This window comes from Pseudomonas sp. FSO-7 (assembly GCF_059579345.1).
Genome location: NZ_CM184193.1, coordinates 6234856 through 6247203, shown reverse-complemented (window position 1 = coordinate 6247203; position 12348 = coordinate 6234856). Strand labels below are relative to the sequence as shown.

At 63.0% G+C, this 12348-nt stretch carries 13 protein-coding genes; 8 read left to right on the top strand and 5 right to left on the bottom strand.

Annotated elements, in window-relative coordinates; all coding sequences use genetic code 11:
• The first annotated feature begins 79 nt into the window (after positions 1-79).
• Together AC515T_RS27475 and AC515T_RS27470 are read left to right on the top strand one after the other, a co-directional pair.
• Positions 80-751, top strand: a complete 672-nt coding sequence (locus AC515T_RS27475; RefSeq protein ID WP_496530722.1) for a TetR/AcrR family transcriptional regulator — start codon at positions 80-82, stop codon at positions 749-751.
• 34 nt (positions 752-785) lie between these two features.
• Positions 786-1640 carry a sulfurtransferase gene (locus AC515T_RS27470; RefSeq protein WP_496530721.1) on the top strand — a complete coding sequence of 285 codons (855 nt, stop codon included), beginning with the start codon at positions 786-788 and terminating at the stop codon, positions 1638-1640.
• A gap of 133 nt (positions 1641-1773) precedes the next feature.
• Here the strand turns inward: AC515T_RS27470 and AC515T_RS27465 are convergent, their stop codons facing one another.
• Genes AC515T_RS27465 through AC515T_RS27450 form a run of 4 tightly spaced genes read right to left on the bottom strand, consistent with a single transcriptional unit; the run spans position 1774 to position 6253 of the window.
• Entirely contained in the window at positions 1774-2772 is a 999-nt protein-coding gene (locus AC515T_RS27465) for a hydrolase (protein WP_496530720.1), read from the bottom strand.
• Positions 2773-2803: 31 nt separating this feature from the next.
• Positions 2804-3415 carry a 16S rRNA (guanine(966)-N(2))-methyltransferase RsmD gene (rsmD, locus tag AC515T_RS27460; RefSeq protein WP_496530719.1) on the bottom strand — a complete coding sequence of 204 codons (612 nt, stop codon included), beginning with the start codon at positions 3413-3415 and terminating at the stop codon, positions 2804-2806.
• On the bottom strand, positions 3415-4905 hold the full coding sequence (locus tag AC515T_RS27455) for a M16 family metallopeptidase (protein WP_496530718.1): 1491 nt from the start codon (positions 4903-4905) through the stop codon (positions 3415-3417). The genes rsmD and AC515T_RS27455 overlap by 1 nt, the downstream gene beginning before the upstream one ends.
• Entirely contained in the window at positions 4898-6253 is a 1356-nt protein-coding gene (locus AC515T_RS27450; protein WP_496530717.1) for a M16 family metallopeptidase, read from the bottom strand. Before AC515T_RS27450 ends, AC515T_RS27455 begins: the two co-directional genes overlap by 8 nt.
• A 344-nt stretch (positions 6254-6597) precedes the next feature.
• Here AC515T_RS27450 and ftsY point away from each other — a divergent pair, with 344 nt between their 5' ends.
• From ftsY to rpoH, 4 genes are all read left to right on the top strand, one after another.
• The gene (gene ftsY, locus AC515T_RS27445; protein ID WP_496530716.1) at positions 6598-8031 is read left to right on the top strand and encodes a signal recognition particle-docking protein FtsY; all 1434 of its coding nucleotides are present in this window, start codon (positions 6598-6600) and stop codon (positions 8029-8031) included.
• Positions 8028-8699, top strand: a complete 672-nt coding sequence (gene ftsE, locus AC515T_RS27440; RefSeq protein WP_003177474.1) for a cell division ATP-binding protein FtsE — start codon at positions 8028-8030, stop codon at positions 8697-8699. Before ftsY ends, ftsE begins: the two co-directional genes overlap by 4 nt.
• Complete coding sequence (ftsX, locus tag AC515T_RS27435) at positions 8696-9718, top strand: permease-like cell division protein FtsX (protein WP_496530715.1); 1023 nt, start codon at positions 8696-8698, stop codon at positions 9716-9718. The genes ftsE and ftsX overlap by 4 nt, the downstream gene beginning before the upstream one ends.
• A 112-nt stretch (positions 9719-9830) precedes the next feature.
• Positions 9831-10685, top strand: a complete 855-nt coding sequence (rpoH, locus tag AC515T_RS27430; protein WP_003177476.1) for an RNA polymerase sigma factor RpoH — start codon at positions 9831-9833, stop codon at positions 10683-10685.
• Between the two features lie 199 nt (positions 10686-10884).
• On the opposite strand, the gene mtgA is transcribed toward rpoH, so the two are convergent.
• Entirely contained in the window at positions 10885-11607 is a 723-nt protein-coding gene (gene mtgA / locus AC515T_RS27425; RefSeq protein WP_496530714.1) for a monofunctional biosynthetic peptidoglycan transglycosylase, read from the bottom strand.
• Positions 11608-11680: 73 nt separating this feature from the next.
• Between mtgA and AC515T_RS27420 the strand changes: the two genes are divergently transcribed.
• Both AC515T_RS27420 and thiS read left to right on the top strand, forming a co-directional pair.
• Positions 11681-12052, top strand: coding sequence for a DUF423 domain-containing protein (locus tag AC515T_RS27420; protein WP_072405917.1), 372 nt, complete (start codon positions 11681-11683; stop codon positions 12050-12052).
• Between the two features lie 90 nt (positions 12053-12142).
• On the top strand, positions 12143-12343 hold the full coding sequence (gene thiS, locus AC515T_RS27415; RefSeq protein WP_060740194.1) for a sulfur carrier protein ThiS: 201 nt from the start codon (positions 12143-12145) through the stop codon (positions 12341-12343).
• Positions 12344-12348: the final 5 nt, after the last annotated feature.

Below are 12348 nucleotides of genomic sequence, written 5' to 3'. Positions count from 1 at the left end.
GCAACGGCTGTGGGTTTTTCCTGTGACCGATAGGTCGTAAGATGCCGATCAATGCCTTCGTCGAATTAAAGCCCAAACCATGGCCCCACGAATGAAAACCAGCGAGCGCATCGTGCAAAACAGCCTCGAGCTGTTCAACCAACAGGGTGAGCGCAGCGTCAGCACCAATCACATCGCCGCCCACATGGACATGTCCCCGGGCAATCTCTATTACCACTTCCCCAACAAGCAGGCGATCATCGCCGTGCTGTTCAGTGAATACGAGAACCAGGTGGACAGCTTCCTGCGTCCGCCCCAGGGCCGGGCGGCCACGGTGGATGACAAGCGCTTCTATCTGCAGGAACTGCTGGCGGCCATGTGGCGCTACCGCTTCCTGCACCGGGACCTGGAGCATCTGCTCGACAGCGATCCGGACCTTGCGGCCCGCTATCGTCGGTTTTCCCAGCGCTGCCTGATCCACGGCACCGCGATCTACGAGGGTTTCGTTGCCGCCGGCATCCTGAAGATGGACCGGGTGCAGATCGAGTCCCTGACCCTCAACGCCTGGATCATCCTCACGTCCTGGGTGCGGTTCTTGTGCACCACGCGGGAGAATTTCAGCCACCTGAGTGAGCAGGCCATCAAGCGCGGCGTCTATCAGGTGCTGGTGCTGGAGGCCGGTTTCGTGACCGATCAGGCCCGCGAGGCGGTGGATGCATTGTTCAAGGAATATTACGTCCCCCTGGCCCAGACCCTGGAGGAAGGGCAGTAGGAACCGATCCCCGACTTAGCCACAGGAGCTCACCATGCCCATCGCGCAACTCATCAGCCCCCAATCCCTCGAACAGCGGCGATCACGGCCCGGACTGGTCATCCTCGATTGTCGTTTTGCCTTGGAGGACCCGGATTACGGCCAGCGCAGTTATGCCGAGGGCCACATTGCCGGGGCGTCGTTCGCGGACCTTGAGCGCGACCTGAGCGGGCCGGTGACCAAAGGCGTGACCGGGCGTCATCCGCTGCCCGAGCCCGAGGCCTTGATCGAGCGCCTCAAGGCTTGGGGGCTGGATAACGACAGCGACGTCGTGCTGTACGACGACGGCCCCGGCGCTTATGCCGCGCGGGCCTGGTGGTTGCTGGCCTGGCTGGGCAAGCGCGATGGCGTGTACATCCTCGACGGTGGGCTCAAGGCCTGGCATGCCGCCGGCTTGCCCTTGAGCCTGGATCCGCCGCAGAACAGCCGCGGGACTTTCACGGGTACGCCGGATGCGAGCCTGCTGATCAATGCGCAAGCGCTGCAACAACGCCTCGGTGAATCGGCCATGACCCTGCTGGATGCCCGGGCGTTGCCGCGTTTCAAGGGCGAAGTCGAGCCGATCGACCCGGTGGCCGGGCATATCCCGGGCGCCCAGTGCGCAGCGTTCACCGACAACCTGGGTGCCGATGGCCGCTTCTTGCCGGCTGACCTGCTCAAGCAACGCTTCACCGAAAAGCTGGGCGAGCGTTCGCCCACCGACCTGGTGGCGTACTGCGGCTCCGGTGTGACGGCGTGCCACAACCTGTTTGCCTTGTGCCTGGCAGGGTATCCCTTGGGGCGGCTGTACGCCGGCTCATGGAGTGAATGGATCAATGATCCCCAGCGGGGCGTGGCGAAGGGCGAATAACGCTCACACCCCCAAGTCTCTGTGGGCGCGAGCTTGCTCGCGATGGCGGTGTGTCAGACAACTTCAATGTCGCTGCTACACCGCTATCGCGAGCAAGCTCGCTCCCACAGGGATTTGTGTTGTCTGCGAATCGTCAGCCGCGCCCCAGGCTGGCCAGCCAATCAGGAATCCGCCGCTCCAGGTAATACCCCGGGCGCCGCAGGGTTCCGTCGACAAAACCCACATGCCCGCCCCGGGCGTGCAGTTCAAGTTGGGTCGAGGCGGATAACTCGCCGGGTTCGGGCAGGCTGTGGGGAAATACAAAAGGATCGTCGGCGGCCTGGATGACCAGGGTCGGTGTGCTGATGCCGGCCATGAAATAGCGACTGGAGGCACGGCGGTAGTAGTCCGCCGCATCGGAGAACCCGTGCAGCGGTGCGGTCACCCGGCCGTCAAAGTCCCAGAAGGTGCGCATGTTTTCCAGCGGGCCAAGCGCCGCCAGGGTCGCCAGGCCTTCGTGGCGTCCGTCGTGCTGGAATTGGCGTTGCTTGTTGCGCACGTAGGCCACCATCTGTCGCATGAAGTGCGCCTGGTAAAACTTGGAAAACCCCTGGCCGATGCGATCGGCGCACTGGTCGAGGCGAAACGGTACCGAGACCGCCACCGCCCCTTGCAACTGGCTGTCGCGGCCGGCTTCCCCCAAATGCTTGAGCAACACATTGCCGCCCAGTGAGTAACCCACCGCAAACAGCGGCGCCAAGGGCCGTCGGGCGCGCAAGTGGGCGATGGCGGCGGCCAGGTCTTCGCTGACGCCCGAGTGATAGCTGCGGGGCAGCAGGTTCGGCTCGCCCGAGCAGCCGCGCCAGTTCAAGGCCGCGCTGGCCCAGCCCTGGCGATCGAGTGCCTGCTGCAACCCGGCCACGTAAGGCGAGTTGGACGAGCCCGTCAACCCGTGCAGCACCAGCACCAGTGGCGCTTTGGCGCTGTGGGGGCCGTGCCAGTCGAGGTCGAGGAAGTCACCGTCTTCCAGCCACAGGCGCTCGCGTTGACGCTCGATGTGGGTGGTCTGGCGCCACAAGGGGCCCCACAAGGTTTGCAGATGCGGGTTGCCAAGGCCCGGGGCAGGGACGAAACGTTCAGATGCGGCGGACATCATTATTATTCTCGATGCACGGGGCAGCCGTTCAGCCCATGTCCTTTGCCAAACGCTGCCACAACGCGTAATACACCCGCCCGGATTTCTGCTCGCGGTGCAAGCGCCAGTTGCCCGGCAAGCCCAGGGTGGACGGGGCAGTCTCGCTTTCAGTGTAGACCCAGGCATCCTCCGCTAGCCACTGACGTTCCTCGAGCAAGGCGCAGACCGTCGGCAACAGGTTCTGGTTGAAAGGCGGGTCCAGGAACACCAGGTCGAAAGGCGCCGCCGGTTGGCTGTTCAGGTAACGCAGCGCGTCGGCCGTTTGCACCTGACCGACGGTGCAACGCAGGGTGCCCAGGTGTTCCTTGAGGCTAGAGACCGCCAGGTTGCTGGCGTCCAGCGCCTGGCCCATGGCGGCGCCACGGGACAGGGCTTCGAGAAACAGCGCGCCGCTGCCAGCGAACGGGTCGAGCACCCGGGCACCTGCCACGTAGGGCGCGAGCCAGTTGAACAGGGTTTCCCGCACGCGGTCCGGGGTGGGGCGCAACCCCGGGGCATCCGGGAAGCTCAGGCGCCGGCTGCGCCATTCGCCGCCGATGATGCGCAACTGGTTCACACCGTTGTGCACGGGTTTCTTGCTGGAATTCGATGGGCGGGCCATTAGTGCTCCGGAACCCCGAGCGGCTGCTCGGCAGGTTTGTCAGTAGGGGGCGGCAACGGCTTTTGCGGCACGCTCGGGCCGGCGGTGACGATGACCATTTTATCGGTACTCAGGTGTTTGTTCAGCGCGGCCTTGACCTGCTCGACCGTCAGTTCCTGGGATTGGCGCATGAAGTCTTCCAGATAGCTGAGCGGCAAGTCATAGAAGCCCATGGCGCCGAGCTGGCCGACGATGTCGGCATTGCTGGCGGTGGACAGCGGGAAACTGCCGGCCAACTCACGCTTGGCGTCATCGAGTTCTTTCTGGGTCGGACCGTTCTTGAGGTAGTCGGCGAACACGTCCTGCACCAGTTTCAAGGTGCCCTCGCTCATCTCGGCACGGGTTTGCAGGTTGATCATGAACGGGCCGCGGGCCTGCATCGCCGTGAACCCGGAATACACGCCGTAGGTCAGGCCGCGTTTTTCGCGAACTTCAGTCATCAGTCGCGTGCCGAAGCCACCGCCGCCGAGGATCTGGTTGCCCAGGGACACCGCGGCATAGTCCGGATCGTCGCGGTCGATGCCCAGTTGCGCGAGCATCAGGTTGGTCTGCTTGGACGGGAACTCGATGTGCCCGATGCTCGCCTTCGGCTCCATCGGTGGCGGGGTTTTCGCCAGGGCCGAGCCCTTGGGCAGGGCGGCGGACACCTGGTTGGCAATCGCTTCGGCTTCGGCGCGGGACAAATCCCCCACCAACGCAATCACTGCGTTGCCGGCAGCGTAGGCCTTGGCGTGGAAAGCCCGGGCCTGGGCCAGGGTGATCGCTGGGATGCTGTCGGCGGTGCCGTCGCTGGAGTGGGCATAAGGATGCTCGCCGTACAGGCGCTTCATCAGTTCCAGGCCCGCCAGTTTGCCGGGGTTCTGTTTCTGGTACTCGAAACCGGCCAGCATCTGGTTCTTGATCCGGGCGAAGGAGTCGGCGGGGAAGGTCGGTTTGCCGACGACTTCGGCAAACAGCTTCAAGGCCGGTTCACGCTTGTCGGCTGCGCTGAGACTGCGCAGGGACGCTACGGCCATGTCCCGGTAGGCACCGTTGCCGAAGTCTGCGCCGAGGCTTTCGAAACCTTGGGCGATGGCGCCGACGTCCTTGCCGGCCACGCCTTCGTTGAGCATGGCGTTGGTCAGCAGGGCGAGGCCGGGGGCGTCGCCGTCCTGGCTGCTGCCGGCGGCGAAGGTCAGGCGAAGGTCGAACATTGGCAATTCCCGGGCTTCGACGAACAGCACCTTGGCGCCGTCAGCGGTTTTCCAGGTTTGTACGTCGAGCTGGCGCCGGCTGGGCGCCTTGTCGTCCAGTTCGGCCAACGATTGCAGCTTGTTCCCGGACTTGGCCTTGTCCAATGCCTGGCTGGCGTCGGAGTTGCTTGAAGGCGACAGGTAAAAGGCCAGGGCGCAGGCCAAGGCGAGCAAAACCAGGCCGATCAGCACCAGGCGTGATGATTTGCGCTCATTCATGAGCTTTCTCCTCGGGCAGGATGTGCGCAACGCTCAGGCGCGAGCGGGTGAAATACAGCTGGGCTGCCTTCTGGATGTCTTGCGGGGTCACGCTTTGCAATTCGGCGAGTTCGGTGTCCATCAGCTTCCAGGACAAGCCGACGGTTTCCAACTGGCCGATGGCGGTGGCCTGGCTGGTGATCGAGTCGCGCTCATACACCAGGCCGGCGATGACCTGGGCGCGCACGCGTTCCAGTTCGTCGGCGGTCGGGGCCGTGGTTTTCAACTGCTCAAGCAAGCGCCACAAGCCCGCTTCGGCCTGGGCGAGGGTTTTGTTTTTCTGCGTGTTGGGCGTCGCCGACAGGGTGAACAGCGTGTCGCCGCGGGTGAAGGCGTCGTAGTTCGACGAACCGCCGGACACCAACTCTTCGCCGCGCTCCAGCTGGGTCGGGATCCGGCCGCTGTAGCCGCCGTCCAGCAACGCCGAGATCAGCCGCAGCGCGTTGACCGACGCCTTGTCCGGCGCGGTGGCGATGCTCGGCACGTTGAAGGCCAGCATCACGCTGGGCAGTTGGGTCTGCACATGCAGGGTGATCTGCCGTTCGCCGGGTTCGGCCAGCTCCAGGGGGATTTTCGCGACCGGCACCGCACGCCGGGCAATCGGGCCGAAATAGCGCTGGGCCAGGGTTTTGACCTCGTCCGGCGTCACGTCGCCGACCACCACCAGGGTCGCGTTGTTCGGGGTATACCAGGATTGGTACCAGTGACGCAGTTCCTCGACGGTCATCCGGTCCAGGTCGGCCATCCAGCCGATGGTCGGCGTGTGGTAGCCGCTGGCCGGGTAAGCCATGGCCTTGAAGCGCTCATACGCCTTGGACATGGGCTTGTCGTCGGTGCGCATGCGGCGCTCTTCCTTGATCACCTCGATCTCGCGGCTGAACTCCTCCGGCGGCAGGCGCAGGCTGGCCATGCGGTCGGCTTCCAGCTCGAAGGCCACGCCCAGGCGGTCGCGGGCCAGCACCTGGTAGTAGGCGGTGAAGTCGTCGCTGGTGAAGGCGTTCTCTTCGGCACCCAGGTCGCGCAGGATCAGCGACGCTTCGCCGGGGCCGACTTTTTCACTGCCCTTGAACATCATGTGCTCAAGGGCGTGGGACAAACCGGTCTGGCCTGGCGTTTCGTAGCTGGAGCCCACCTTGTACCAGACCTGGGACACCACCACTGGCGCCCGATGGTCTTCGCGCACGACGACCTTCAGGCCGTTGTCGAGGGTGAATTCATGGGTGGGTTGTGGGTCGGCAGCCAAGGCTGAAAGAGGCAGACAAACTGTGCTGAGCAGCAGGCCTGCGGCGCGGCGGGCAAGAGCATTCATTCGTGTTTAAACCTGTTGGGTTGCCTGCTAGGTCTTAGCCTCAGCGGGCGAGGAGGTGCTAGGATACTGATCCGTTTTACTGGCGGCCACGCCTATCGGGCCTTTTATCGGCCCGGGGTTGTCTGGGTTCTCTGGAGAAACGCTGGGTTTGCGCGTTGATCCCGGCGTTTTCGCCGATGATGCCGTACCAGTCCTTCGAAAAAATCGACTTTGAGGCGTCCCGGGGACGCTTCGACAAAATGTTGCGCGTGAACAAGCTGGATGAAACGCAGTCTGTTCAGCATTGAATATTTATCACCGAGGCGCCCTCGTGGCGCGTCGCTACCGTGAGATAGCCGTCCTCCATGTTTGGTTCCAACGACGACAAGAAGACCCCAGCTGCGGCTGGCGAGAAAAAAGGCCTGTTCGGATGGCTGCGCAAGAAGCCGCAGGATACCGTCGTCGAACAGCCACAAGCGCTGCCCGAGCCCGCCGCCGAGGCAGTGGTCGAAGAGGCCGCGCCCATCGTCCTGCCGATCACCGAGCCGGTGCTGCAACCGGTCGAACCTGAACGCGCGCCTGAGCCAGTGGCCGAACAGCCGCTGACCCCGCCCGCCGGGCACACTCCCTGGTTGAGCTTGCCAGTGGCGGAAGAGCCGGTCGCGCTGGTCGAGGATGAAGCTGCGCATATTCCCCCACCGATTCCGGCACCGACGCAACCTGTCGATGCACCGGTCGCGGCCCCTATTGTCGAAGCTCCGGTGGCGGTCGTTGCGCCTGCCGTTCCTCAAAGCGTCCCCGAGCCAGAACCTGCCCCGGCTGAAGTTCCGGCCTTGACCGAGCCCGCGCGCACTGTCGAAGAGAGCAAAGTCGGCTTCTTCGCCCGCCTCAAGCAGGGCCTGTCCAAGACCAGCGCCAGCATCGGCGAAGGCATGGCCAGCCTGTTCCTGGGCAAGAAAGTCATCGATGACGAGTTGCTGGAAGACATCGAGACCCGCCTGCTCACCGCCGATGTCGGTGTCGAGGCCACCTCGGTGATCATCCAGAGCCTGACCCAGAAGGTCGCGCGTAAACAGCTGACCGACGCCGACGCCCTGTACAAATCCCTGCAAGGCGAGTTGACCAGCCTGCTCAAGCCGGTGGAAAAACCGCTGGTGATCGCTTCGCAGAACAAGCCGTTCGTGATCCTGGTCGTTGGCGTCAATGGCGCTGGCAAGACCACCACCATCGGCAAGCTGGCCAAGAAGCTGCAGCTCGAAGGCAAGAAAGTCATGCTGGCCGCCGGCGACACCTTCCGCGCCGCCGCGGTCGAACAGCTGCAAGTGTGGGGCGAGCGTAACAAGATCCCGGTGATCGCCCAGCACACTGGCGCCGACTCCGCTTCGGTGATCTTCGACGCCGTACAAGCGGCCAAGGCCCGTGGCATCGATGTACTGATCGCCGACACGGCCGGTCGCCTGCACACCAAAGACAACCTGATGGAAGAACTGAAGAAGGTGCGCCGGGTGATCGGCAAGCTCGACGCCGACGCGCCCCATGAAGTGCTGCTGGTGCTGGACGCCGGTACCGGCCAGAACGCTATCAACCAGGCCAAGCAATTCAACCAGACCGTCGAACTGACCGGGCTGGCCCTGACCAAGCTCGACGGCACCGCCAAGGGCGGGGTGATCTTCGCCCTGGCCAAGCAGTTCGGCCTGCCCATTCGCTACATCGGCGTGGGCGAAGGCATCGACGACTTGCGCACCTTCGAAGCCGAGCCCTTTGTCCAGGCACTGTTTGCCGAACGGGAGCATTCATGATTCGTTTCGAACAGGTCGGTAAACGCTATCCGAACGGTCACGTCGGCTTGCATGAGCTGAGCTTTCGGGTCCGTCGGGGCGAGTTTCTGTTTGTCACCGGCCATTCCGGCGCCGGTAAAAGTACCTTGCTGCGCCTGCTGCTGGCGATGGAGCGGCCTTCCACTGGCAAGCTGCTGCTGGCCGGCCAGGACCTGAGCACCATCAGCAATGCCCAGATCCCCTACCTGCGGCGGCAGATCGGCGTGGTGTTCCAGAATCACCAGTTGCTGTTCGATCGCACCGTGTTCAACAACGTGGCGTTGCCGTTGCAGATCCTCGGATTGTCCAAGGCCGAGATCATCAAGCGCGTGGACTCGGCCCTGGAGCGCGTGGCCCTGTCGGACAAGACCGACCTGTACCCGGGCGACCTGTCCACCGGCCAGCAACAGCGCGTTGGCATCGCCCGCGCCATCGTCCATCGCCCGGCCTTGCTGCTGGCGGACGAACCCACCGGTAACCTCGACCCGCGCCTGGCGGCGGAAATCATGGGCGTGTTCGAAGACATCAACCGTCTGGGCACCAGCGTGCTGATCGCCAGTCACGACCTGGCGTTGATCGCGCGCATGCGTCACCGCATGCTCACCTTGCAGCGCGGACGCCTGATTGGTGACGGGGAGGCCGGCGTATGAGTGCGACTCGCAGCCCGAAAGTGGCCGAACGCGTGGCCCCGAAGGCCTCCGATCCGCAGCCGCAAAAGAAAAAACGCGACGATGACGACGGCCCGGACTTCGCCACGCTGCTGCGCGCCTGGATCGAAAGCCATCGCGCCAGCCTGCTGGACAGCCTGCGGCGCCTGGGCAAGCAACCCATCGGCAGCTTCTTTACCTGCATGGTGATGGCGGTTGCCTTGAGCCTGCCCATGGGCCTGTCATTATTGCTGAATAATGTGGAGCGCCTGGGCGGTTCCTGGCAGCGCGCGGCGCAGATTTCCCTGTACCTGCAGATGGACGCCAGCCCCGGCGAAGGCCAGGCATTGCGTGAGCAGATCAAGGCCATCCCGGGCGTGGCCGAAGCCGAGTACATCGGCCGCGAGCAGGCGCTTGAAGAGTTCCAGCAACAGTCCGGCCTGGGCGACGCCCTCAAGGAGTTGCCGGAAAACCCGCTGCCGGGCGTGGTGCTGGTGACGCCGAACGAGGTCGACAAGCCCGCCCTTGAAGCATTAAGACAAAGACTTTCCGAATTGCCGAAGGTACAACAGGCGCAACTTGATCTAGTCTGGGTCGAGCGTCTTGCGGCGATCCTCAAGCTTGGCGACCGGTTTGTCTTCGGTCTGACGGTGCTGCTGGTTTCTGCATTACTTTTGGTGATAGGCAATACCATTCGTCTTCATATTGAAAACCGCCGCACCGAGATAGAAGTGATTAAACTCGTCGGCGGTACGGACAGTTATGTACGCAGGCCCTTCCTTTATATGGGGGCGCTGTATGGCTTCGGTGCCGGGATTCTGTCCTGGGGCGTATTGGCGTTTGGCCTGGACTGGCTGAACGATGCGGTAGTGGGGCTGGCCGGTTTGTACGGCAGTGATTTTTCGCTGGCTGGAGTGCCAGTCGCCGACGGTCTGTCGCTCTTGCTTGGCGCGGTGCTGTTGGGTTATATCGGTGCATGGATTGCGGTCGCACGCCACTTGCGTGAGCTTGCGCCAAAATAGTGTTTTTTGCGCGTATTGACCTTTCGGTTTTTGTGGGAACTTGTCTTAGGGTTCCCGGTCAATTTTCGCAGTGCTGAACTGCACGAGTTATGTGAGTCGGAGGTTTTTTCGTATGACCACTTCTTTGCAACCTGCTTATGCTCTGGTCCCGGGTGCGAACCTGGAGGCTTATGTGCACACGGTGAACAGCATTCCATTGCTGACGCCCGAGCAGGAGCGTGAACTGGCCGAGAGTCTCTATTATGAGCAGGATCTTGAGGCGGCTCGGCAGATGGTGCTCGCCCACCTGCGTTTTGTTGTACACATCGCCCGCAGCTATTCCGGCTACGGGCTGGCCCAGGCCGACCTGATCCAGGAAGGCAACGTCGGCCTGATGAAGGCGGTCAAGCGTTTCAACCCGGAAATGGGCGTGCGCCTGGTGTCGTTTGCGGTGCACTGGATCAAGGCGGAAATCCACGAGTTCATCCTGCGCAACTGGCGCATCGTGAAAGTCGCGACCACCAAGGCCCAGCGCAAGCTGTTCTTCAACCTGCGCAGCCAGAAGAAGCGTCTGGCCTGGCTGAACAACGAAGAAGTCCATCGCGTGGCTGAAAGCCTGGGCGTAGAGCCTCGGGAAGTGCGCGAGATGGAAAGCCGCCTGACCGGCCATGACATGGCTTTCGACCCGGCCGCTGAAGCGGACGACGACAGCGCTTTCCAATCGCCGGCCAACTACCTGGAAGACCACCGGTACGACCCGGCGCGTCAACTGGAAGACGCCGACTGGAGCGACAACTCCAACACCAACCTGCACGAAGCCCTGGAAGTGCTGGACGAACGCAGCCGCGACATCCTCTACCAGCGTTGGCTGGCCGAGGAAAAAGCCACGCTGCACGACCTGGCGCAGAAGTACAACGTGTCGGCCGAGCGGATTCGCCAGCTTGAGAAGAGCGCGATGAACAAGCTCAAGGTGTCGATTGCGGCTTGACCTGCGGTAGCGGTAATAAAAAACGCCCCGATCAGTGATGATCGGGGCGTTTTTGTGTGTGCTCACTATTGGATTCGCCGCAGACCCCCTGTGGGAGCGAGCTTGCTCGCGATGGCGGCTTATCATTCAACATCGATGCTGCCTGACCCTCCGCCATCGCGAGCAAGCTCGCTCCCACAGTTGAATGTCGCTGTCTGGTCTACTGCGCCCAAGGCGCCCGTCGCGCATGATTGAGCCCCAGCAAATAACTGTCGCCCCCCAACTGGCTCATCTGCTGGCGAATCCAGCCCGCCCGCCGTAGCACATAGGGGCTCGGCCGGCTGGCGCTCCATTTCCGCGGGTTGGGCAATACCGCCGCCAGCAGGCTGGCCTGCTGGCGGGACAGGGCGTCGGCACCGATGCGGAAGTGATGCCGTGCTGCCGCTTCCGCCCCAAACACACCGTCATCCCACTCGACGCTGTTGAGGTACACCTCAAGGATCCGCTGCTTGGGCCAGAGCACTTCGATCAGTGCGGTGAACCAGGCCTCCAGCCCTTTGCGCAGCCAGCTGCGTCCCGACCAGAGAAACAGGTTCTTGGACACTTGCTGGCTGAGGGTGCTGGCGCCGCGAATCGAACCGCCACGGCCATTGTGAGCGAAGGCGGCCTGGATCGCGCCGATGTCGAAGCCCCAGTGCTCGGGGAATTTCTGGTCCTCGCCAGCGATCACCGCGACTTTGAGGCTGTCGGAGATCTGGTCCCAAGGCTGCCAGGTGCGTTGCAGGTCGATCGGTTCACCGCCGAACCAGGATTCAACCTTGCGCTCGATCATCAGCGCCGTGAACGGCGGCGGCACCACGCGAAACAGCAGCACCAGCACAACGCTGCCGACGGCGAACCAGAGCAGGGCTTTGAGGAATCGTCGAAACAATGTACGCAGCATAGAGATGGCTTGGCCGAACCCGTCGAGCGGGCCATTATACAGACCCTGTCCACCGAGTCTGACTGGAGTTCCCATGTTGCGTAGCTTTCTGATGCTGGCGGCTTTTTTCGGTTTCACAGGCGTGGCGCTGGGGGCATTCGCCGCCCATGGTTTGAAAAACCGCCTGAGCGCCGATTACCTGGCGATTTTCCACACCGGCGTCACCTACCAACTGGTGCACACCCTGGCGTTGCTAGGTGTAGCGTTGCTGGCCACGCATATTCCCGGGCGCATCGTCACCTGGGCCGGCATTTCCTTTGTCATCGGCATCCTGTTGTTCTCCGGCAGCCTGTACCTGCTGACGCTCACAGGCATCAGCAAGCTGGGCATCATCACCCCGTTGGGTGGCGTGGCGTTCCTGATCGGCTGGTTGTGCCTGGGGCTTGCCGCCTGGCGGCTGGGCTGACCTGCCGGTCCATTTCATGACGAATGGCTTGGGTCACCCAGACCGATCGGGCTAGAATGCCAGCCCCTAAAAATGATGGCGGCATCCGGCATGCGCATTCAGTTGAACGGCGAACCCCTTGAACTGCCCGACGGTGAAACCGTTGCGGCCCTGCTGACCCGTCTGGAACTGGCCGGACGTCGTGTCGCGGTGGAGCTCAATCTGGATATCGTCCCGCGCAGCCAGCACGCCGAAACCACGTTGAACGACGGCGATTCGGTCGAAGTGGTCCATGCCATCGGTGGCGGCTAGTCGCC